The sequence below is a fragment of the Nocardiopsis sp. ATB16-24 genome, from assembly GCF_030271535.1.
In the GTDB taxonomy this organism is placed as follows: domain Bacteria; phylum Actinomycetota; class Actinomycetes; order Streptosporangiales; family Streptosporangiaceae; genus Nocardiopsis.
In genome coordinates, this window is record NZ_JASCXJ010000006.1 from 79,463 (window position 1) to 101,551 (window position 22,089).

At 69.0% G+C, this 22,089-nt stretch carries 21 protein-coding genes; 13 read left to right on the forward strand and 8 right to left on the reverse strand.

Annotated features, from left to right (window positions below; all coding sequences use genetic code 11):
• Positions 1–241: 241 nt before the first annotated feature.
• The 6 genes from PFX91_RS09205 (at position 242) to era (ending at position 5,354) form a co-directional block, all read left to right on the forward strand.
• Positions 242–592 carry a histidine triad nucleotide-binding protein gene (locus PFX91_RS09205; RefSeq protein WP_285731083.1) on the forward strand — a complete coding sequence of 117 codons (351 nt, stop codon included), beginning with the start codon at positions 242–244 and terminating at the stop codon, positions 590–592.
• 306 nt (positions 593–898) lie between these two features.
• Positions 899–2,014, forward strand: a complete 1,116-nt coding sequence (locus PFX91_RS09210; RefSeq protein ID WP_285730889.1) for a PhoH family protein — start codon at positions 899–901, stop codon at positions 2,012–2,014.
• Positions 2,015–2,152: 138 nt separating this feature from the next.
• Positions 2,153–2,641 carry an rRNA maturation RNase YbeY gene (gene ybeY / locus PFX91_RS09215; protein WP_285730890.1) on the forward strand — a complete coding sequence of 163 codons (489 nt, stop codon included), beginning with the start codon at positions 2,153–2,155 and terminating at the stop codon, positions 2,639–2,641.
• Positions 2,638–4,035, forward strand: coding sequence for a hemolysin family protein (locus PFX91_RS09220; protein WP_285730891.1), 1,398 nt, complete (start codon positions 2,638–2,640; stop codon positions 4,033–4,035). Before ybeY ends, PFX91_RS09220 begins: the two co-directional genes overlap by 4 nt.
• Entirely contained in the window at positions 4,032–4,376 is a 345-nt protein-coding gene (locus tag PFX91_RS09225) for a cytidine deaminase-like protein (RefSeq protein ID WP_285730893.1), read from the forward strand. Before PFX91_RS09220 ends, PFX91_RS09225 begins: the two co-directional genes overlap by 4 nt.
• A gap of 9 nt (positions 4,377–4,385) precedes the next feature.
• Positions 4,386–5,354, forward strand: coding sequence for a GTPase Era (era, locus tag PFX91_RS09230; RefSeq protein ID WP_285730894.1), 969 nt, complete (start codon positions 4,386–4,388; stop codon positions 5,352–5,354).
• 78 nt (positions 5,355–5,432) lie between these two features.
• On the opposite strand, the gene PFX91_RS09235 is transcribed toward era, so the two are convergent.
• Positions 5,433–6,170 carry an IclR family transcriptional regulator gene (locus tag PFX91_RS09235; protein WP_285731085.1) on the reverse strand — a complete coding sequence of 246 codons (738 nt, stop codon included), beginning with the start codon at positions 6,168–6,170 and terminating at the stop codon, positions 5,433–5,435.
• A gap of 331 nt (positions 6,171–6,501) precedes the next feature.
• On the opposite strand from PFX91_RS09235, the gene PFX91_RS09240 reads away from it, so the two are divergent.
• On the forward strand, positions 6,502–7,758 hold the full coding sequence (locus PFX91_RS09240) for a DUF6986 family protein (RefSeq protein WP_502888293.1): 1,257 nt from the start codon (positions 6,502–6,504) through the stop codon (positions 7,756–7,758).
• 6 nt (positions 7,759–7,764) lie between these two features.
• The gene (allB, locus tag PFX91_RS09245) at positions 7,765–9,114 is read left to right on the forward strand and encodes an allantoinase AllB (RefSeq protein ID WP_285730896.1); all 1,350 of its coding nucleotides are present in this window, start codon (positions 7,765–7,767) and stop codon (positions 9,112–9,114) included.
• Between the two features lie 89 nt (positions 9,115–9,203).
• Here the strand turns inward: allB and alc are convergent, their stop codons facing one another.
• The 4 genes from alc to PFX91_RS09265 all read right to left on the reverse strand — a co-directional run bounded on the left by alc (position 9,204) and on the right by PFX91_RS09265 (position 12,727).
• Positions 9,204–10,331, reverse strand: a complete 1,128-nt coding sequence (gene alc / locus PFX91_RS09250; protein WP_285730897.1) for an allantoicase — start codon at positions 10,329–10,331, stop codon at positions 9,204–9,206.
• Positions 10,332–10,691: 360 nt separating this feature from the next.
• A complete protein-coding gene (gene pucL / locus PFX91_RS09255; RefSeq protein WP_285731086.1) occupies positions 10,692–11,588 on the reverse strand; it encodes a factor-independent urate hydroxylase in 897 nt (298 codons plus the stop codon).
• A 240-nt stretch (positions 11,589–11,828) separates the two neighbouring features.
• Positions 11,829–12,173, reverse strand: a complete 345-nt coding sequence (gene uraH, locus PFX91_RS09260) for a hydroxyisourate hydrolase (protein WP_285730899.1) — start codon at positions 12,171–12,173, stop codon at positions 11,829–11,831.
• Positions 12,170–12,727, reverse strand: coding sequence for a 2-oxo-4-hydroxy-4-carboxy-5-ureidoimidazoline decarboxylase (locus PFX91_RS09265; RefSeq protein ID WP_285730900.1), 558 nt, complete (start codon positions 12,725–12,727; stop codon positions 12,170–12,172). Before PFX91_RS09265 ends, uraH begins: the two co-directional genes overlap by 4 nt.
• 668 nt (positions 12,728–13,395) lie before the next feature.
• Between PFX91_RS09265 and PFX91_RS09270 the strand changes: the two genes are divergently transcribed.
• Positions 13,396–13,746 carry a hypothetical protein gene (locus tag PFX91_RS09270; RefSeq protein WP_285730902.1) on the forward strand — a complete coding sequence of 117 codons (351 nt, stop codon included), beginning with the start codon at positions 13,396–13,398 and terminating at the stop codon, positions 13,744–13,746.
• A 51-nt stretch (positions 13,747–13,797) separates the two neighbouring features.
• Here PFX91_RS09270 and PFX91_RS09275 read toward each other — a convergent pair whose 3' ends face one another.
• Positions 13,798–15,057 carry a M14 family metallopeptidase gene (locus PFX91_RS09275; protein WP_502888290.1) on the reverse strand — a complete coding sequence of 420 codons (1,260 nt, stop codon included), beginning with the start codon at positions 15,055–15,057 and terminating at the stop codon, positions 13,798–13,800.
• Between the two features lie 646 nt (positions 15,058–15,703).
• Between PFX91_RS09275 and leuA the strand changes: the two genes are divergently transcribed.
• On the forward strand, positions 15,704–17,404 hold the full coding sequence (leuA, locus tag PFX91_RS09280) for a 2-isopropylmalate synthase (RefSeq protein WP_285730903.1): 1,701 nt from the start codon (positions 15,704–15,706) through the stop codon (positions 17,402–17,404).
• Between the two features lie 245 nt (positions 17,405–17,649).
• On the opposite strand, the gene PFX91_RS09285 is transcribed toward leuA, so the two are convergent.
• A complete protein-coding gene (locus PFX91_RS09285) occupies positions 17,650–18,360 on the reverse strand; it encodes a DUF2625 domain-containing protein (protein ID WP_285730904.1) in 711 nt (236 codons plus the stop codon).
• Positions 18,361–18,557: 197 nt separating this feature from the next.
• Positions 18,558–19,454: a CAP domain-containing protein gene (locus PFX91_RS09290; protein WP_285730906.1), complete on the reverse strand. Its 897-nt coding sequence runs from the start codon at positions 19,452–19,454 to the stop codon at positions 18,558–18,560.
• Between the two features lie 267 nt (positions 19,455–19,721).
• On the opposite strand from PFX91_RS09290, the gene recO reads away from it, so the two are divergent.
• Genes recO through PFX91_RS09305 form a run of 3 tightly spaced genes read left to right on the forward strand, consistent with a single transcriptional unit; the run spans position 19,722 to position 22,071 of the window.
• Entirely contained in the window at positions 19,722–20,453 is a 732-nt protein-coding gene (gene recO, locus PFX91_RS09295) for a DNA repair protein RecO (RefSeq protein WP_285730907.1), read from the forward strand.
• Positions 20,450–21,271: an isoprenyl transferase gene (locus tag PFX91_RS09300; protein WP_285730908.1), complete on the forward strand. Its 822-nt coding sequence runs from the start codon at positions 20,450–20,452 to the stop codon at positions 21,269–21,271. Before recO ends, PFX91_RS09300 begins: the two co-directional genes overlap by 4 nt.
• A 38-nt stretch (positions 21,272–21,309) precedes the next feature.
• Positions 21,310–22,071, forward strand: a complete 762-nt coding sequence (locus PFX91_RS09305) for an SGNH/GDSL hydrolase family protein (protein WP_285731088.1) — start codon at positions 21,310–21,312, stop codon at positions 22,069–22,071.
• Positions 22,072–22,089 lie beyond the last annotated feature (18 nt).

A 22,089-nucleotide genomic window follows, 5' to 3' on the forward strand; every position in this document is an offset into this window, starting at 1 on the left:
GACGTGCGTTTGCATCCGGACACGTGAGAACTCGGCCAGGGCTGGACGGAGCCGCCGACCTGACGCGCACGGGTGCAAAGACTATCGCGCCCGGGGTGTGGGCCAGAGCGGAACCGGCTTCCAAAAGATTACGAAAGGTCCGGCTTGGGCCCTACGCCCGTGGCGGACCTGCGGCATCATGGTCCCCGACAGCCCCGAGACGGTGACCGTCTCGGTGGTCGAGCGGACGGAAAGGTTCTCGATGGCCCAGGACGACTGCCTCTTCTGCAAGATAGCGAAGGGGGAGGTGCCCGCCGAGATCGTTCGCGAGAGCGAGCGCACGGTCGCCTTTCGCGACATCAACCCCCAGGCCCCCACGCACGTACTGGTCATTCCACGTGACCACTACCCCAACGCGGCGGAGGCGGCCGCCGCGGACGCCGGACTGCTCGACGAGATCGTCCGGGAGGCGCACGAGGTGGCCGCTGAGGAGGGCGTCGTCGACCTCGGGTACCGGCTGGTGTTCAACACGGGAAGCGGTGCCGGTCAGACCGTCTTCCACCTGCACGGGCACGTGCTGGGCGGGCGCGGAATGGAGTGGCCCCCCGGGTAGACGATGCTCCTGGGGACACCGTATCTCCACACCTTCCGAAGGCCGCGCCCCGAGCGCGGCCTTCGCTCGTGGTCACCCCGGGCGGGAGAGGGATGGACGGGAGATAACGGATCGAGGGGTGCCGTGGTGCCTTGGTAGACTCGGGACCGTGGGCTTCGAGGGTTCGGTGTGACCGTTGAGAACACCGGCGAGGAGTCCGACCTGGCGCCGTCGTCCCGGCGTCAGGGGACGTCCACGAGGCGTACCGATCCCCGAGCGGGCGGGCGCCGGATCGAAGGGTAGGGGCAGCGGCCGACAGGCCACACCATGTCCGAGACAACGCACACGCACCCGCCGCGGGACACCCAGGTCAAGGTCGTCGTGCCCAGTGAGCACATGATGATCAGCCTGCTGGGCTCGGGGGACGAGCTCCTCAGGGCGTTGGAGCGGGCCTTCGACAGTGACATCCACGTGCGAGGCAACGAGTTCACCATCAGCGGTACCCCCGAGGAGACCGCCCTCGTGGTCCGCCTCGTGGAGGAGCTGATCGAACTCGCCAAGAGCGGTACCCACGTCACCCCCGACACCATCGAGCGCATGATCCACATGCTGGGTTCGCCCGGCACGGAGCGGCCCGCGGACGTGCTCACCACCAACATCCTGTCCAATCGGGGCAAGACGATCCGCCCCAAGACGCTGAACCAGAAGCGTTACGTCGACACCATCGACCAGCGCACGGTGGTGTTCGGCATCGGTCCCGCGGGCACCGGAAAGACCTACCTGGCCGTGGCCAAGGCGGTCAAGGCCCTCCAGGACAAAGAGGTCAACCGGATCATCCTCACCCGTCCGGCGGTGGAGGCCGGGGAGCGACTGGGCTTCCTGCCCGGCACGCTCTACGACAAGATCGATCCCTACCTGAGGCCGCTGTACGACGCCCTGCACGACATGCTCGATCCCGAGTCGATCCCCAAGCTGATGTCGGCCGGGACCATCGAGGTCGCACCTTTGGCCTACATGCGGGGAAGAAGTCTGAACGACTCCTTCATCATCCTGGACGAGGCCCAGAACACCTCGCCCGAGCAGATGAAGATGTTCCTCACCCGTCTGGGGTTCGGCTCCAAGATCGTGGTCACCGGTGACGTCACCCAGGTCGACCTGCCGGGCGGTCAGGTCAGCGGCCTTCGCACCATCGAGGCCATCCTGCGCGACATCGACGACATCGCCTTCTGCCGCCTGAACAGCGATGACGTCGTTCGTCACAAGCTGGTCGGCAAGATCGTGGACGCCTACGGCCGCTACGACGCCGCCCAGGGCGACCCCCGCAACGGTCGCGGAACCACCGGTGGAGGTCGTCCTCGGAGCGGTTCCGCCTCACGCCGCTCCTCCGACACCCCGTCGCGGACCCGGGCGGGCGACGTCGGGGACGGAGACCGGGCAGACTGACGTAGCACGGCGCTCGAACCGGTGGGCCCCACGGGCCCACCGGTTCGGCTGCCCCGGGCGCACCCCCGTGGAGCGTCACACCACATGCCGGGCTCCGCCGCCCGGTCCCGCTATCCCCGAATGAGGCGACCGCAACCGATGAGTATCGACGTGGCCAACGAGTCCGGCGTCACGACCGTGGACGAGGAGAGGCTCTCCCGCCTGGCGAGGCACGTGCTCGACGCCATGCGCGTCCACCCGCTGGCCGAACTGTCCGTCGTGCTGGTGGACGAGGAACCGATGGCCGAACTGCACGTGCGGTGGATGGACGAGCCGGGACCCACCGACGTGCTCTCCTTCCCCATGGACGAACTGCGCCCCGGCGCCCCGGGCCGCGTCAGCGAGCCGGGCGTCCTCGGTGACGTGGTCATCTGCCCGCAGGTCGCCCGGCGCCAGGCGGAGAAGGCGGGACACGCCGTCGAGGCCGAGATCGACCTGTTGTGCGTCCACGGCATCCTGCACCTGCTGGGCTACGACCACGCCGAGCCCGAGGAGCACAAGGAGATGTTCGGTCTACAGGCCGAGATCCTCGCCGCCTGGCGTGAGCATGAGGCGGCCGCTCCCCAAGAGGACGGGGAAGACCGATGAGCCCGTCGGTGTGGCCCGACATCGCTCCGCTGACCACCGGTGAGCCCGCCGAGTGGCTCACCGCCTTCGCGGTCTCCCTGGCCCTGACCGCAGTGGCCGGCTTCCTGGTGTCGACGGAGGTCGCCGTCACCCGTGTGATGTCGGTCGGTCTGCCCGAGGCCGACAGCGGAGAGCGTCTGGCCAAGGCCGGCCGTCGCTGGAAACGGGTCATGGCGGATCCGACCCGCCACCTGAACGTGCTGCTGTTCCTGCGCGTGGTGTGCGAGGTGTGCGCGGTGCTGGCCGCCGCGGTGGGCATGGTGTTCCTGCTCGGCCTGGGATGGCCGGCCCTGATCCTGACCGTCGTGGCGATGGTCGTGGTGGAGTCGGTGCTGATCGCGGTGGCCCCGCGCATCCTGGGTCGGCAGTTCTCGGGGCCCCTCGCCCGGGTCAGCGCGACCGTGGTCTACCCGATCCAGGTCGTGGTGGGCCCTCTCGCCCAGCTTCTGGTGGGTGCGGGCCGCGCGATCACCCCGCGGGCCAAGGGCGACCGTGAGGGACCCTTCAGCACCGAGGTGGAGCTGCGTCAACTGGTGGACCTCGCGGAGAAGGGCGACGTGATCGACCCGCAGGAGCGCGAGATGATCCACTCGGTGTTCAAACTCGACGACACCTCCGTGCGCGAGGTGATGGTGCCCCGCCCCGACATCGTCTTCACCAGCCGTGACGACGACGCCGACCAGGTGCTGAGCCTGGCCCTGTCCAGCGGTTACTCGCGTATCCCGGTGACCGGAGAGGACGAGGACGACGTGGTCGGCATCGTCTACCTCAAGGACCTGGTGGACCGGCTGCGCGACCGTTGGGCGGCCGCCGCGGGCGGAGAAGGCGAGGTCCCGCTCACCGCCGAGGGGGTGATGCGCCAGGCGACCTACGTCCCCGACACCAAACCCATCGACGAGCTGCTCAGAGAGATGCAGAAACAGCGCAACCACGTCGCGGTGGTCATCGACGAGTACGGGGGCACCGCGGGTCTGATCACGCTGGAGGACATCGTGGAGGAGATCGTGGGTGAGATCACCGACGAGTACGACCACGAGATCCCTCCGGTGGACTGGCTGGACGAGGATCGGGTACGGGTGACGGCACGTCTGCCGCTGAGCGAGCTGGCCGAGCTGTTCCCGGACCGGGACATGGACGTTCCGGACGTGGAGACGGTCAGGGGACTCGTGGCCTTCGTTCTGGGTCGAGTGCCGGTGAGCGGGGCCCAGGCCGAATACGCTGGTCTCAGGCTCACCCTCGAGGGCAAGAGCAGCCGCCGCAACCGGATGACCACCGTCCTAGTGGAGCGCCTGTCCTCGGAGGACTCGAAGACGGCAGACGATGGCGACGACGACGTGAGGAGCGCCGAGCATTGACGGAGACGACGGGGTTGGGGCCGGAGGACGGCAAGCTCATCACCCTCGCCAGGGCCTCCCGCGCCCGCAACGCGGCGGTGGAGGGTGCGGCCGTGCGCGACGAGACGGGACGCACGTACGTGGCCACGACCGTGACACTGCCCTCGCTGCGGCTGAGCGCCCTTCAGGCCGCCGTGGCCGCGGCAGTCTCCGGTGAGGCCTCCTCCCTGGAGGCCGCGGTGGTCGTGACGGAGGGCTCGGAGCTGACAGAGGACGACCGTGCGGTGGTCGAGGACCTGAAGACACAGCTGGTGGTGATCGCCGCCCCCGACGGGGTGCCCGCGAGCATCACCCGGCGCTGAGAAGGACGCATGAACGAGCTCGACCTGGAAAAGCTGCGGACCCCTCTGGAGCCGCCCTCCCACCCCGAGGGCTTTCGCAGCGGTTTCGCGTGTTTCGTGGGACGCCCGAACGTGGGCAAGTCCACCCTGATGAACGCGTTGGTCGGGCGGAAGGTGGCGATCACGAGCAACCGGCCGCAGACCACGCGGCGAGCGGTGCGCGGAATCGTCCACCGGCCCGACGCGCAGCTGATCATCGTGGACACGCCCGGACTGCACAAGCCGCGTACCCTGCTGGGCGAGCGCCTGGACTCGCTGGTGCGGTCGACGCTGGTCGAGGTGGACGTGATCGCCTTCTGTCTGCCGGCCGACGAGCCGATCGGGCGGGGTGACACCTACATCGCCAAAGAGCTGGCGGGACAGACCGACACCCCGGTGGTCGCGCTGGTCACCAAGACCGACCTGGTGAACAGGGACGAGGTGGGCCGACAGCTGATGGCGGTCGACAGGCTGGGAGACTGGGCCGACATCGTCCCGGTGTCCGCCCAGGGGGACTTCCAGTTGGAGACCGTCGGCGACGTGCTGTGCTCCCACCTGCCCGAGGGCCCGCCGCTGTATCCCGAGGACGATCTGACCGACGAGTCGGACGAGATGCTCGTGGCCGAGCTGGTGCGTGAGGCGGCGCTGGAGGGTGTGCGCGAGGAACTGCCGCACTCGATCGCGGTGGTCGTGGACGAGATGTACGAGCGTGAGAACACCGCTCCGGGTAGGGAGTTGGTGAACATCTACGCGTCGTTGTACGTGGAGCGACCCAGTCAGAAGGCGATCGTGATCGGGACGAAGGGTTCACGTCTGCGGGACGTGGGCTCACGGGCTCGCAAGCAGATCGAGGCCCTGTTGGGTCGGCGGGTGTTCCTGGACCTGCGGGTACGCGTGGCCAAGGACTGGCAGCGTGACCCCAAACAGCTGCGCAGACTGGGCTTCGACCAGCCCACGTAGCGGCGCCTCGCCCGTGGCGGGGCGGGGGCCTCACCGTGGACGGGGAGCGCCCTCGGCCCCGCCTCCGGCCATGGCGGCTCAGGAGTTCTGGTTGTTGAGGTCGTCCGCCAACATGGCCGCGCAGCGACGCACGATGGGAGCGGCCCGTTCCACGAAGTCCCAGCCCACACGGGCCTCGGGGCCCGAGATCGATACCGCCATCGCCGAGGGGGCTCCCACCAGGGGGACGGCCACGCAGCGCACGCCGATCTCCTGTTCGCCGTCGTCGATGGCGAAGCCCTGCGAGCGGATGCGCTCCAGTTCGGCCATGAACTCGTCGGGATCGGTGATGGTGCGGTCGGTGGCCGCGGGCATACCGGTGCGCCGGACCGTCGCCAGCGCCTCCCCTTCGTCCAACTGGGAGAGCAGGGCCTTGCCCACGCCCGCCGAGTGCGGCAGTACGCGCCGCCCGACCTCGGTGAACATGCGCATGGAGTGGGGTGAGGGCACCTGCGCCACGTAGACGACCTTGTCCCCGTCCAACATCGCCAGGTTCGCGGTCTCTCCCAGTTCCTCCACGAGCTGGGCCAGGTGGGGGCGGGCCCAGGTGCCCAGCATCTGTGACGCCTTGTCCCCCAGACCGATCAGACGCGGCCCCAGCGCGTAGCGGCGCGAGGGGAGTTGACGCACGTACCCGTTGTCGACCAGGGTGCGGATGATGCGGTGGATGGTGGGCAGGGGAAGACCCGAGGAGCCGGCCAGCTGGCTGAGTGAGGCCTCGCCGCCCGTGTCCGCCATGGTCTCCAGCAGGAGGAAGGCCCGTTCGAGGGATTGCACGCCACCGGAGCGTTCGCGTTTTCCCTGGGTGTCAGGGTGCGGAGAGGTCTGTGGGGCTGACAAGGATCGTGCTCCCATGCTGAGGGCCGTGGAGTTCGGTACCCGCCTTCGCCGGTGCGAGGGCGGTCTTCCGGCGTCACTTCTTCTATAGCACGTGGAACGGTGGCGTTCCCGTGCTCTGGGAAGCTTGCCCGGTCTTCTGAACACTCTCGGATTTCTTGTTGTTCCGGTATGCAAAAGTTAGTATCCGAATAGGGAAATCAACCAGAGAGAGGAAGTACAGGTGGAAGAGGACGGGGCCGAAGAGCCGCACGCGAGCCCCGAGCTCGGTCTGGACGTGCTCACCGCAGGACTGAACGCACGCCTGGCCGACGCCGACGCCCGGCTCCCCCTGGACTATCCGGGGAGCTCCGGCCGACGTCAGCCCGTGCACACGGTCTACGTCCCCGCGGACCGCGTACGGGCGGGCCTGGTCCGGGAATGGGGACGGGCCGCCCTCGACTGTCTGGACGAGTACGCGCCCGACGCCGCCGCACTGGCGGTCGCCACCGGGATGGCGGAGGAGGGCGTCGCCGAGGTGCTTCCCCGCCTGCGGAGCAAGCTGCGCGGCGAACCCGTCGAGGACCTGCGCGTGGACCTGGAGGACGGTTACGGCGACCGTGGGGACGAGCAGGAGGACCGCGACGTGGTCGCCTCCGCCCGTGCGTTGTGCGCCGACCTCGCGGCCGGACAAGGGCCGACCGGTTTCGGCGTCCGGATGAAGGGCATGGAGGCGGCCGTCCGCGCACGTGGGGCCAGAAGTCTCGCCCTCTTCCTGCGCACCCTCCTGGAGGAGCGTGGCTCCCTTCCCGACGGACTGGCGATCACCCTGCCCAAGATCACCTCGGTGGAACAGGTCGAGGCCATGGTCTGGCTCGTGGAGGAACTGGAACGACGCTTTGACCTGCCCGAGGGACGACTGCGGTTCGAGTTGCAGATCGAGACGCCCCAGTCCGTCCTGCTGCCGGACGGTACGGTGGCCGTCGCACGTATGATCCGTGCCGGCCGGGGGCGGGTGAGCGCTCTGCACTACGGTACCTACGACTACAGCGCGGCCTGCGGGATCTCCGCCGCCTACCAGAGCATGGCCCACCCGGTCGCCGACCACGCCAAGGCCGTCATGCAGGTGGCCGCGGCCGGAACCGGGGTGTGGCTCTCCGACGGCTCCACCAACGTACTGCCCGTGGGCGGCGCCGAAGAGGTGCGCGCCGCCTGGCGCCTGCACGCCGGTCTGGTCCGACGCTCCCTGGAGCGAGGCTTCTACCAGGGTTGGGACCTGCACCCGCACCAGCTTCCCACCCGCTACCTGGCCACCTACGTCTTCTACCGGGAGGCCTTCGCCCCCGCCGCCGCGCGCCTGCGATCCTATCTCGGCGCCGTCTCGGGGGGAGTGCTGGACGAACCCGCCACGGCCCAGGCACTGGCGTCGGCGCTGGTGGGCGGGGTACGCTGCGGGGCGTTGGACCAGGACGAGGTGGCCGAGGCCGTCGGAGTCGACACCACGACGCTCGTCGCCCTGGCCGGCCGACGCGTCGGACAGAAGGACTGAGAGCACATGGCCCTACATGATCTCGCCGTCCGTGCCCGCCGGGCCCTCACCGCGCAGGGCGAGCGTCCCGTCACCATCGGGGTCCGTGACGGACGCATCGTCAACGTCCTGGCCGGGGACCGCGCCGCCATCATCGCCCGTAGGGAGACCAGTCTGGCCGAGGACGAGGTCCTGCTGCCGGGTCTGGTGGACACACACGTGCACATCAACGAGCCGGGACGCGCCCACTGGGAGGGCTTCGACACCGCCACCCGCGCCGCCGCGCTGGGTGGTGTCACCACGCTGCTGGACATGCCCCTCAACAGCGTGCCGCCGACCACGACCGTCGCCGGGTTGGAGGCCAAGCGCGCGGCGGCCGAGGGCAGACTCGCCGTGGACGTGGGGTTCTGGGGTGGAGCCGTCCCCGACAACAGCCGTCCCGGTGCCGTCGGAGAACTCGCCGCGCTCTGGGAACAGGGGGTGTACGGGTTCAAGGCGTTCCTGTCCCCGTCGGGGGTGGAGGAGTTCGGTCACCTGTCACCCGAGGAGCTGCTCTCGGCGGCCGAGGCGATCGGGGAACTCGGAGGGCGCCTGATCGTGCACGCCGAGGACCCGGACGTGCTGGACGAGGCACCTCCCGCCGCCGGACGCGACTACGCGACCTTCCTGGCCTCGCGTCCCGACACCGCCGAGAACGAGGCGATCGCCCGGGTGATCGAGGTGGCCCGGGTCACCGGCACGAGGGCGCACGTGCTGCACCTGTCCAGTGCTTCGGCGCTGCCGATGATCGCCCAGGCCAGGGCGGACGACGTACCGCTGACCGTGGAGACGTGCCCGCACTACCTCACCCTGGAGGCGGAACGGGTGCCCGCGGGGGCCACCGAGTACAAGTGCTGTCCGCCCATCCGTGACTCCGCCAACCGGGACCTGTTGTGGCGTGCCCTGGAGGACGGGCTGATCGACTGTGTGGTCAGTGACCACTCACCGAGCACGCCCGACCTGAAGAAACCGGACACCGGCGACTTCGGCACCGCCTGGGGCGGGATCTCGGGGTTGCAGGTCGGCTTCTCGGCGGTGTGGACCGAGGCACGACGTCGAGGACTGGGCCTGGCGGACGTGGTGCGGTGGATGTCCTCGGGCCCCGCCCGGGTGGCCGGTCTGAGGAACAAGGGAGCGATCGCCCCCGGACACGACGCCGACTTCGCCGTGGTGGCACCGGAGGAGTCCTTCCGGGTGGACGTGCGCGAGTTGCACCACCGTAACCCGGTGAGCCCCTACGACGGGGTCGAGATGTTCGGGCGCGTGCGTCGCACCATCCTGCGGGGCGAGGACGTCGGCCTGGAGAGCGCCACCGGGCGGATGCTCGTCCGGGACTGACGATCCCCCTCCCGCGTCGGTGGGACGGGAGCCGGGTCGAGGGGCTGACGGCACGAACGCCCCGCCCGCCCCTCGGTGTCCTCGGGGCGTCAACCGACCAGCGCGTTCCAGCGTTCACGCAGGTCGGCGGCGCCGGTCTCGGTCAGTGAACCGAAGACGTTCAGGCGGGCGACGCCGCCGTCGGGGAAGACGTCGGTGCGCACGTGGGTGGCGGTGACCGGTGTGTCCAGGACGAAGCGGTGGGCACTGTCCGGCTCCAGACGGGTACGGCCCACGATCTCGAACCACTCCTGCGGGGCGGGGGAGGCGGCGTCACGACCAAGGATGGTCACCCATCCCGCGGAGTTCCCCTTGAGATAGGCGGTGTCCAGCTCCAGGGCCCGGACGGAGGCCTGAGCGGTGAGTCGGAAACGCACCCAGTCGTGCCCGGTGTCACGGCGGCGCCGGTTCTCCCAGCCGTCGTCCATCCTGCGGGAACGGCCGGGGAAGACGATGTTGTCCGGCGACGAGTAGAAACGGTCCGAGGCGTCCTCCACCCTGCCGCCGTTGACCAGGGCGGCGAGGTCGAAGCCACCGAGCGCGGACAGCCAGTGGGGGTCGGGGACGGGCTCACCGTACACGCGCAGGCGGGCGATGCCGCCGTCGGGGAACTGCTTCAGGCGCAGGTGCGTCCACCGGCGTTCGACGTCCACCTCGAAGCCGTTGGCGGCGTGTCCGTACACGGGGGTACGGGGGACGATCGGGGTCCAGCGAGCCTTGAGCAGCTCGTCGGTGGTCGGTGTGCCCTCCAAGTGGACGGCCTCCACACCGACGTCGCGGGGATGGTTTCCGCGAAAGTGCGCGGTGTCCACGATCACGCCTTTGACCAGGCCGGGAAGGCCGAGACGGATCAGTGCCCAGTCGTGGTCGTCGACGTCGGGGTGGGGCTGCTCGGCGCTCACACCGCGTCGCCTGCGGGTCTCCCAGCCGTCCATGACCTTGCCCTTGTGCCCGAAGGCACGGGGGTCGAACACGGCGGGCTCGGGCACCAGCAGGTTCTCCCGCTGGGCGAAGAACTCGTCGTTGGCGGCGACGACGCCGCCCCCCAGGCGGCGGTCCGCCAGATCGACCAGGGAGGAGAAGTCGAACTCGCCGTGGCGGTAGTCGGCGTAGGGGTCACCACCCGAGTAGGGCGGGGCGTTGTAGGAGTGTGGGTCGGTGGGCCGGGCTCCGCTCATGTCGCTCCTGAGGCATCGGTTCGGCGGACACATCCAGGGTGCTGGGAAGGAACGGTCAGGTCCAGGGAAAGTTCACGATCGTACTGTTCGGGGATGTCGAACGTTCTTCTCGTTCGGGTCGGCCGCCGTGTTCTTCGGGGCGCGTGGTACCGCGGACGACCGTCGGGACACGGCCGAGGATGCCATGCGCAGTGCCCCGGCCGTGTCCCCGGTGTCCCTGACGGTTGCGAACCCCTTCGACGCGGCACGGGACGCGGAGCTCGCACGGATCACGGTCGGTCGTCCTGAGGAGTACCCTCCGGTCTTCCTCGACGGAAGGGGTGGTGCTCGTCTCCGTGAGCGCGCAGGCCGGAGAGGGGCCTAGACGAAACCCGGCACGGACCTCCAGGCGTCTCCGGGGTCGGGGGCGTCGTCACGTTCGACCGCGGCCTCGATCCTGCCGTAGGGGCGGTCGGCGGCGAAGAAGACCTCGTTCGGGTTGTCCAGGCCGAACGGTGACAGGTCCACCAGGAAGTGATGGTTGTTGGGCATGGAGAAACGGATCTCGGCGACCTGTCGGTGGGCCTCCAGAACGGCCTTGCCCATCTGGTAGAGGGTCTGCTGGAGGGCGAGGCTGTGCGTCTCGGCGAAGGCCTCCAGACACAGGGCCCGGACGGAGGCGTAGAGGTCGTCGAAGTCGTGGTCCACACCGACGTAGCGCCAGCGGGCGGTGACGTCGGTGGCGAGGATGCGGTCGTCGGTCTCGGACAGGGTCGTGTACCTGGTCTTGGGATAGCCGCGGAACTCCGAGCCGGTGGACTTGAGCACCGTCAGGCCCTCGAAACCGGAGAGCACCCACTCCTCGGCGCCGCTCTTGGTGACGACGGTGGTACGCGTCTCGGCGCCCCGCCGGGAGAAGGCGTGGTCGTGCGGGCCGCGGGAGGTGGTGATGCGCTCCCAGGAGTACTCGTGGACCTCCTGGCGGGCCCCGTGCACGTAGGGGTGCTCGTCCACGAAATGTCTGGCCAGTCGGAGGGCGAAGTCCTCGATGGCGCCGACACCGCCCCACTCACGGGCCTTGGCGTAGACGGTGTTCTTCTGGGTGTCGGTCGGCAGGCACGTGCTGTTGTCGCCGAGGGTGTGGACCGTCTCCAGGTCTCCGCGCAGTTGGGAGGTGACGTTGACGTCCTTGATCCGGTGGACGTCGGTGCCACGGTCGATGTGGACGAGGCGGACCTCGGCCTTGCCGTACTGGTTCTCTCCGAGTCGGATGCCCATGAGGGTGAACTCCATCGTGTGAGGCGTGCAGGTCACGGCGCGGACGTGCGCCGTGCGCACAGGGAGGACCGTCATGGTCATGCGCGAGGACCTGTCACGCGCTCGAAGGCCCGGGTCTCACGTCCTGCCGGAGGTGTGCGTGTCCGTCACCGCCTTTCGGTCTCCTTCGGGGTCCGTACCGGGGGAGTCGGCGCCGGACGTGCCGGCGGAAGGCCCCCGGCGGCGGAGCCCTCCTCCGGCTCAGGAACCCCGGTAGGTCGAGTAGGCGAACGGGCTCAACAGCAACGGGACGTGGTAGTGCGCGCTCTCGTCGGCGAGGTGGAACACGACGGTGACCTCGGGATAGAACCCGTGCCGCCCCGAGGCCTCGAAGTAGGCGGCGGTGTCGAAGACGACCCGGTAGAAACCGGTGGCGAGGCGGTCGGGGCCGAGACCGGGCACGCGCCCGTCCTCGTCGGTGCGTCCCTTCGCGACGGGTTCCCACCTGGTGCGGGCGTCGTCGACGGCGGCCTCCAGCAGCACGGGCACATCGCGGGCCGGAACGCCCAGGGCGGCGTCGAGGACGTGGGTGGTCACGTGGCTCATGCGTTCTCCTCCAGGAGTTTGACCAGGCGCAGTCCCGCGATCCTACGTAGTTCGTCACCGACCACACGCAGTTCGGTGTCGGGGTCGTGGAAAAGACGGTCCACCAGGTCGATCAGGAGTTCGCGGCTGGAGCGACCACTGGCGCAGACCAGGTAGATCCGCCCGAACCTGGCCTCGTACTCCTGCTGGGCGAGGGCGAAGATCCGTTGCACACGTAGCGAGGCGTCGTCGGTGTCGGCGGCGAAGGTGGACTGTTCTCCGCGCGACCAGGCGGACTCGCCGTCCCGGCCCTCGACTCTCTCTCCGATACGGGGGTGGCGGGCCAGGGCCGTGGCGACCTCGTCCGCGGTGATCGAACGCGCGTGTCGGTCGGCCGCCTCCAACAAGGCGGTCCGGTCGACGAAAGGCGCCTCGGAGGCCAACGCCCGGACCCAGCGTTCGACGTTCAGGCAGTGCGAGAGCCGGACGCGTAGTTCCTTCTCCGACAGGGCGTTCAGGCGGTCGAGACCCGGATCGGCCCCGGGCTCCCGCTCGGTCGAGGTGCTCTCGGGCATGTGTTCTCCTGGAGCTCGTGGGTCGGACAGGAGGACACAAGCCGACCCGTGCCGAGCCTTCGTCGTGCGAACAAGAGGTTTCTCACTGCGGATGGAAGGGCCTCTGGTGGACAGAAGTGTGGACCTTCCCAGGCTTCTGGCGCAATCGTGTGGAAACAACGGAATGTGGTGCTCATCCCCAAGGTCTTCCGTATCTCCGTACCAAGAAGCACCGGGACGGGGCCCTTCAGAGGCCGTGTCGACCCGGGGGGAACTCCGCCGAACGGGATCGGACCGCCCTGGAGAATCTCCTCGCGGCGCCTCGGGCGATGGCCGAGGTACCCGACGACCGTTCCCGGTCGGGAGGCCTCGACAGGCGTCGGCGGAGACCCCGGCGGTGAACGGGATCCGTACACCGCTCGGCGGAAACGGTCCCGTGTCCGAGAAGGCGCCCGGACCCTGGAATCGCGACCTCCAGGAAGGGAGGGAACACGGGGGAGAGTCCTCCGGAGACCCACCGTGCACAGGCGAACCTTCCGTTACAGGGTTGTGGCCGGAGTGTGTCGTGGGGTGCCTTCCCTTGCCGGCGAGGCTGGGCAAGCGTGGTGGGACGTGGACGACGGACCCGCCGTGAAGGGATCGGGAGAACGCAACGGGTCCGGCGTCGGCATCTTCGGAAGTTGGAAAGCATGTTCCCCCACGCGCGTTTCCTCTCGGCGGCCCTTCTCGCGGTCGTCGTGTCGGTCTCTTCGTCCTGCTCCTCCCAAGACGGGTCGGAGGAGGAGTTCCACCGGCTCCTGACGGAGAGCGGGCTCTCCGCCGCGGAGCTCCGCATCACACCACCGGACGCCAACGGGTTCTGGTGGGCCACCTATGACGCCACCGACGACTGTCAGTTGCAGTTCAAGTGGGACGGCGGTGACCAGGTGACGTTCTATGGCGCCCATACGGGCGGATACCTCCAGGAGGCCCCCCAGGACACCTTCGTGGAGAGTCTCGGGCCCACCGACGTGAAACAGGCTTGTGAGGGGGACTTCTGAGAGACGCCGGCCCCGGGCGGCACGCCCGGGGCCGGACTCGACTCTCGGGGGTCAGCCGCAGTAGGCGGCCTGCCGGCCGATGATGCGGTAGGGGCAGTCGGCGTAGTCGAGCAGGCGCAGCACGGCCTCTCTGTTGCGGGCCGTCTCACGTGCGATCACCGACGAGGGCGGGTAGAAGCCGCCCCTCGCGGCGCTGCGCGGATACATCTCGTAGGTGAAGTTGACGATGCGCTGGTCGCCCCACAGCCAGTCGTTGATCGACCCGTCGGTGATGTACAGGTCGCTGGACTGCTGGGGCGTGTAACCGTTGGCGGCGGCCATGTGCCTGCCCAACGCGGCGTGGGTGTCGTACTCCGCCCGTGTCATCCCGGTGGTGACGTCACTGTAGGTGTGCCCGAACGGCCACAGGATGAGCTCGCTGTAGGTGTGGAAGTCGATGGCGGTGGTGATCTGCTGTTCGCCGCCCACGACGCGGCTGCGCACGAAGTCGGCGATCACGCGCACCTCGGTGGCGGACTCGGGTGCCGAACCGCGGTAGGTGCTGCTGCTCGGGTTGCTCGAAGACCCTCCACAGCAGCCCCACCTGTAGTCCCAGTTACGGTTGAGGTCCGTGCCCACCGCGGAGGAGCCCGCGTTGGGCTGGCGGTTCTTGCGCCAGTTGCGCCAGGAGCTGCCCGCCATGTCGTACTCGCTGCCGTCGGGGTTGACGTTGGGCAGGATCCAGATCTCACGGTTGTCGACCAGACGGGTGATCCGGGGGTCGCTGCCGTACTCGTCGGTGAGCAGACGCATCAGGTAGACGGCCATCTCCACGGTGAGATGCTCGCGCGCGTGCTGGGCGTGGACGAACAGGACCTCGGGTTCGTTCTCGTCCACGCGCACGTTGTCGCTGATCTTGACCGCCACCAGGTCGCGTCCTTGGTGGGAACGCCCGATGACCGACTTCGCCGCGATACGGGGGTTGTCCGCCACCATCTGATCGATGACGCCGAGCAGTTCGCCGTAGGTGGTGTAACCGGAGTCGGGGCCGGCGAAGGGAACCGGCAGGTCGAGTACCTCGACGTCGTAGCCCAGGTCGCCGATCGCCTCGGCGTCGTCGGGGGTGGCGGTGACCAGGACCGAGTCGTCACCGACCTGGTCGATGGCCGCGCCGGTGGCGGTGATCTCCGTGCGGTCCTGAGCGGTGGTGGCGCCGCGGACCTCGTAGAGGTCGTAGGAGGGTTCGGCGATGGCGCTGCCGGAGGGCAGGGCGCTCAGGAAGAGCGCGCCGGCGGCCAGGGGAACGAGGAATCTGCGAAGGACGGATGCCACGATGCCTCCATGAGCGGGGGGTGAGGCGTCGGATAGGTGGCGTCATTGCACGAGAAATATGCACCCACTGTCAATACGCCTAACTTTCCGTGACGTCCGTGGCGGATCGGCTTGTTTAGGGCTCCCGGCAGTTGAAGCCCGCTTTGCCCGGGTGCGTTGGAGCGCGACCGGTGGCCGGATGTGGCCACGGGAGGTGTCGCGTGAAGAGAGAAATCCCGCCGACGGAACCGGGCCCGGCCACCTGTGCGCTGTGTGGTGCTCGGGTGCGGCCCCGGGTGTTGGCCGCACCCTGGGTTCCGTCGGCGAGATCTGGAACAACCCCCCTAGCACTGAAGGGTTCACCGAAATGGTACAGAGCCGGGCGGGATATCTCGAAATCGAGGTACCCGTAGTGACGCGATCGGCGGTGCGTCCCCCTCCGTGGCGTGAAGCACCAGGTCGGGTGACACGCGTCCCAGGATGTGGACACCGGGTACCAGTATTTCGCGACCGTCTGCTAGCGTGGAAATCGTTATGCTGCGCGAGCTGTTCCTCCTTAGTGGCCGCGGCGTGGGTCGTTAAAAGGTCGACTCCCTCGCCGCGGGACTTCGGCTTGTCCTTGGTCGGCCATGACCACGCGCCACAACCACCCGAGGAGACACCGAGTATGGTGCCGCAGCAGCAACCCAGCCCCATGCCGTTCCACCGTTACAAGCCCTTCGCTCCGGTGGACCTGCCCGATCGCACCTGGCCCTCGAAGACCCTGACCAAGGCGCCGCGCTGGCTGTCCACGGACCTGCGTGACGGCAATCAGGCGCTGATCGAGCCCATGGACCCCCAGCGCAAACGCGAGATGTTCCAGCTGCTGGTCCGGATGGGATACAAGGAGATCGAGGTCGGCTTCCCCGCCGCCAGTCAGACCGACTACGACTTCGTCCGATCCCTGATCGAAGAGGATCTGATCCCCGAGGACGTACAGATCTCGGTCCTGACCCAGGCCCGCGAGGACCTGATCGAACGCACCGTACAGAGCCTGGTCGGCGCCAGGCGCGCCACCGTGCACCTGTACAACGCCACCGCGCCCACCTTCCGCCGCGTCGTCTTCCGGGTGGACCGTCAGGCCTGCAAGGACATCGCCGTCGAAGGCACCAGGAACGTCGTGCGTTTCGCCGAGCAGTATCTGGGCGAGACCGAGTACTTCGGCTACCAGTACTCCCCCGAGATCTTCGTCGACACCGAACTGGACTTCGCCCTGGAGGTGTGCGAGGCGGTCATGGACGTCTGGCGGCCCGGCCCGGGCCGCGAGATCATCCTCAACCTGCCCGCCACCGTCGAGCGCTCCACCCCCAACGTCTACGCCGACCAGATCGAGTGGATGAGCCGCCACCTGTCGCGGCGCGAGCACGTGGTGCTGTCGGTACACCCGCACAACGACCGCGGTACCGGTGTGGCCTCGGCGGAACTGGCCGTCATGGCCGGAGCCGACCGCGTCGAGGGCTGCCTGTTCGGTCACGGCGAGCGCACCGGCAACGTCTGCCTGATCACCCTGGGCCTGAACCTGTTCAGCCACGGGGTGGACCCCAAGATCGACTTCTCCGACATCGACGAGATCCGCCGTACCGTCGAGCACTGCACCCAGCTGCCGGTGGGACCGCGCCACCCCTACGGTGGCGACCTGGTCTACACCGCCTTCTCCGGCTCCCACCAGGACGCCATCAAGAAGGGTTTCACCGCCCTGGAGGAGGCGGCCGAGGCGGACGGGACCCCCGTGGCGGAGTACGCCTGGGACGTGCCCTACCTGCCCATCGACCCCAAGGACGTGGGCCGCAACTACGAGGCGGTCATCCGGGTCAACAGTCAGTCGGGCAAGGGCGGGGTGTCCTACATCATGCAGCGCGACTACGCGCTGGACCTGCCGCGCCGCCTCCAGATCGAGTTCTCCCAGGTCATCCAGAAGTTCACCGACGCCGAGGGCGGCGAGTTCTCCGGTGAGCGCATCTGGGAGATCTTCTCCCAGACCTACCTGTCCGACAGGGGGCCGGTCGCCGTGCTGGCGCATCGTTCCTCCACCACCGGGGACGGTACGTACCGGGTCGAGGCCGACGTGCGCGTCAGGGGGGAGATCCGCGAGCTGGCCGGTACCGGCAACGGGCCGATCTCCGCGTTCTGCGACGCTCTGACCGACGTGGACGTGAAGGTTCGGGTCATGGACTACGTGGAGCACTCCATGGGCGAGGACGGGGACGCCCGTGCCGCCGCCTACGTCGAGGCCGAGATCGACGGCCGTGTGGTGTGGGGTGTGGGGATCCACAGCAGCATCACCACGGCTTCGCTGAAGGCCCTGTGCAGCGCGATCGGTCGTGTCTGACCGGACCCTCGCACCGGGCGGTTCGGTGGACTCCGCTTCTCCGTCGGCGAACCCGGGCGTCACGGGATTCTGAAGGCGTCGCACCGTGGGCGCCGGAGGTTCTCCCCGTTCGGACGCCCGGGTGAGGGAGGGCTGCGCGGAGCGGCCTTTGAGGGTGGGGGAGGGTGACGGGTGAGGGAGGGCTGCGCGGAGCGGCCTTTGAGGGTGGGGGAGGGTGACGGGTGGGCGGTCCCGCCCGTCACCCCTCAGAGCAGGCCGAAGGGTCCCGGGTCGGGTCGGCCGGACGTGACGCACAACTCTCGGTGCGTGTCGGTCAGCTCGTCGAGTGGCACGGGGCGACGCGAGGTCGCCGCCATGTCCGCCCGTGCCTCGCAAGAGGAGGGCGGAGGGCGAAGGGCCAGGCCCTGGGACGGGTCCAGCGCCGCGACCTCCTCCCGCCAGCCGGGCCAGCGCAGGCCCTGGTAGAAATCCTCCAGGTGTCCTTCCAGCATCCACAGCATCCAACCGGCGTAGGTGGCCTCCAAGGGCTCCCACTCCAGGGAGTCGGGGGAGAAGTAGACCATCCGACCGGGCTTGCCGGGGCACCTCTCGTCCTCGGTGCCGGGACCGTTGAGGGCGAACACCCCGCCCAGCACGTCGTGGGCGACCACCAGCCGTAATGGCGGTCCGTAGACCACGGCCGCACTCAGGTCGTTGACCTCGCCCATCCCGGGCAGCCGTGGTCCGCCGCCTCCGTGTACGCGCACCCAACCGCCGTCCAGGAGCAGTCCGCCGCATTCCAGCGCCATCGCTCCCAGGAAGGAACGGGCGGTCACCTGTAGTCGGTGCAGGCAGGTGCGTCCCTGTGCGGGGGTCACGGGAAGTACGGACACCGGGATCGCGCTTCGGGCCAGATAGTCGGACAGCACTGGCCAGGCGGGCTGCTCTACCTCGACCAGCTCACTCAGTTCGCGCATGAAGACCTTCCGTCGGGGGCGCAGGGAACCGCGGCGACGGCCAAGGTTACCGGCAGGTGAGGACGCACCGGCCGAAGCCCTCGGGGGAACACGGTGGACCGTCGGTCGTTCGGCGACGCTGCTCGTCCCTGAGGGGAGGAACGTGTCGGGCCGTCGTCCTTCAAGGACGACGGCCCGACACGTGGGGGAGGAAGAGGTCACTCCCAGCCGAACTTCTGGGTCCAGGCGTTGCCGGACTCACCGACACCGATCGACACCAGACCGCAGTTGAGGATGTTCGCACGGTGCCCGGGGCTGTTCATCCAGGCGTTCATCACTTGCTGAGGGCTGGTCTGCCCCTTGGCGACGTTCTCCGCGCCCCAGGCGCTGTAGCCGTGGCGTCGGGCCCGCTCCCCGGGGCCCTCGCCCTCGGGGCTCTGGTGGCTCATGTAGTTGCGCCGGTCCATGTCCTCGCTGTGTTCCTGGGCCGCGGAGGTCAGTCGGGAGTCCACCCGCAGTGGACCGCATCCGGCCGCGGCGCGTTCGGAGTTGACGAGTGTCACGACCTGGTCGGTCACCGAGTTGGAGGAGGATCCACCTCCTCCTCCACCGTTACCGCCGCCGCCCCCGCCGCCGGATCCGCCCCCGCCGCCGGATCCGCCGCCGCCTCCGGAACCGGTGCCGCCACCGCCGCCGGATCCACCGCCACCGTCGGATCCACCGCCGCCGGTACCGGACTCCTCCTCCGCTCCGGGGTCCTCCGGGGCGGAGGAGGCCGTCACGTCGGCACTCTGGGGTTCGTGGTCGGACGGCACCGGTCGTTCCCGTTCCGGTGTCTGGGAGGGTGAGGCGAAGAAGTCGTCCTCGGAGGGCTCGGGTGCGAGGGAGTCATCGGTGATCGCTTCGCCGATCTGCCCTGTCTGCCCCGGGGTCTGGCCGTCCGCAGTGTTCTGGAAGGGGTTGAGGCTCTCACCGACCCCACCGGCCAACAACATGGCCGCGACCACCAGGCCTACCGGTATCGCGGCGAGGGCGGCCGCGAGCGGTACTCTGCGGCCCTTCGAGCGGTGCCTGCGGGCGCTCGTCCTGCGCCTTCCTCGGCGGCCACGCGCCATAACGCTCTCCTTGGATCTGTCAGACGCACCGCGGTCCGGTGGGGACATCCCGCGGTGGAGGGGAGGAACTCGCCCAAGCGCTCTACCGGCGCCGGGGGTGCGCGGATGCGCGCGGTGGCGCCATGGGGGGACGGTGAACCCCACCCCGAACTCCCTAGCGCGTGAGAGTAGAGCAAATGTCCCCAAAAGGGAAACTAAACTGTGACAAAGCTGGTCAGGGTAGGGCTCCTGGAGTCGGCGGTCCGCCGTATCCGTGACAATGGGGGTGTGAGTCTCTACCGCGATGAGGGTGTCGTCCTGCGCAACCAGAAGTTGGGTGAGGCCGACCGCATCGTCACCCTCCTGACCCGTCGTACGGGCCTGGTCCGCGCCGTCGGCAAGGGGGTGCGCCGCACCAAGTCCCGCTTCGGCGCCCGCCTGGAACCGTGCACCCATGTCGACCTGCAACTGCACGCCGGGCGCACTCTGGACGTCATCACCCAGGCCGAGACGGTGCGCGCCTACGGTGAGGCGGTCGTGTCCGACTACGCCCGCTACACCGCGGCCACCGCGATGCTGGAGACGGCCGAGAAGATCGTCGCGGTGGAGAAGGACCCCGCGCTGCGTCAGTTCCTCCTGCTCATCGGTGCCCTGCGCACCCTGGGCGAGGGACGCCACGACTCCCGCCTGGTCCTGGACGCCTATCTGCTGCGCTCGCTCGCCGTCGCCGGATACGCCCCGGCGCTGACGGAGTGCGCCCGCTGCGGCAGTCGGGGGGAGCATCGCGCGTTCGCCGTCCACGCGGGGGGTATGGTCTGCTCGGTGTGCCGTCCCCACGGCTCCGTGCACCCGTCCCCCGACACCCTCCGGCTGATGTCGGCGCTGCTCGGAGGGGACTGGGAGGGCGCGGACGCCAGCGAGGGCGGACATCGCTCCGAGTGCAGCGGGTTGGTCGCGGCCTATCTGCAGTGGCACCTGGAGAACGGAATCCGATCACTGCGCCATGTGGAGCGTTCTTGAGCCTGTTCAGCTTCGACACCGGTAAACGGCGGGAGTACGCCGCGCCCGTCCCGCACCCCAGTGGCGACCGGCCGCCCCGGCTGCCCGCCGACCTGGTCCCCCGGCACGTGGCCGTGGTCATGGACGGCAACGGCCGCTGGGCCAAGGAACGCGGATTGGCGCGCACCGAAGGTCACAAGGCGGGTGAGTCCTCGCTCTTCGACGTGATCGAGGGCGCCCTGGAGATGGGGATCCCCAACCTGTCCGCCTATGCCTTCTCCACCGAGAACTGGAAGCGTTCCCCGGACGAGGTGCGCTTCCTGATGGGCTTCAACCGCGACACCATTCGCAGGCGCCGTGACGAACTGCACGCACGTGGTGTGCGCATCAGGTGGGCCGGGCGTTCGGGACGGTTGTGGAAGAGCGTCGTCAAGGAGCTTCGGGACGCCGAGGAGATGACGCGTGACAACACCGCGATGACCCTCCAGTTCTGTGTGAACTACGGAGGCCAGGCCGAGATCGTCGACGCGGCCCGGGAACTGGCCCGCAAGGCCGCCGCGGGGCTGCTCTCACCGGAGAAGATCACCGAGGAGACCCTGGCCCGGCACCTGTACGCTCCCGACGTTCCACCGGTGGACCTGTTCGTGCGCTCCTCCGGTGAACAGCGCACGTCCAACTTCCTGCTGTGGCAGTCCGCCTACGCCGAGTTCGTGTTCCTCGACACGCTCTGGCCCGACTTCGACCGCCGTGACCTGTGGCGGGCGTGCGAGATCTACGCGAGCCGGGACCGCCGCTACGGCGGTGCCGTGCCCAACCCCGTCAAGGAGGAGAAGAAGTGACGACAGGTGGTCCGGACGGCTCGGTGCTGAGCCGGGGAATGTCGTTGGTGTCGGTGGGAGACAGTTTCACCGAGGGCGTGGGTGATCCCTACCCGAGCCCGGGGACGGGCTTTCGCGGCTGGGCGGACCGGCTCGCCGAGCACCTGGCCGACCACCTCGGCGAGATCGAGTACGCGAACCTGGCGGTACGCGGCAAACTCATGCGACAGATCATCACCGATCAGCTCCCGCCCGCCGTGGAGATGGCCCCGGACCTGGTCACGCTGAGCGCGGGCGGCAACGACCTGCTGCGTCCGGGCGGGGACCCCGAGCGGATGGCCCGCATCCTGGAGGCCGCGGTCAGGCGTCTACGGGGTGCGGGCAGCCAGGTGGTGCTGTTCACCGGCGTCAACATCTCCAAGGGCTACATGCGCGGCACCATCGGCCTGTTCGCGCGTTACTACATGCACATCCGGGCCATCGCCGACGCGCACGGCTGCTTCCTGGTGGACCAGTGGTCCATGAAGGTGCTCACCGACCCCCGGGCCTGGGACGAGGACCGGCTGCACATGTCCCCGGAGGGGCACCGCCGTCTGGCGTTGCGCGTGGCCGAGGTGCTGGGTGTGCCGGTGGCCGAACGCTGGGACGAGCCCTGGCCCGAGCGTGAGCCGGTCGCCTGGAGCCAGGCGCGCCGTGAGGATCTGGCCTGGGTACGCGATTCGCTCGGGCCGTGGATCGGACGACGTCTGACCGGGCGGTCCTCGGGGGACTCGGTCACGGCCAAGCGTCCGGAACTGGTCCGGATGACCAAGGACCGCTGAGGCGTTCCTGATGTGAGA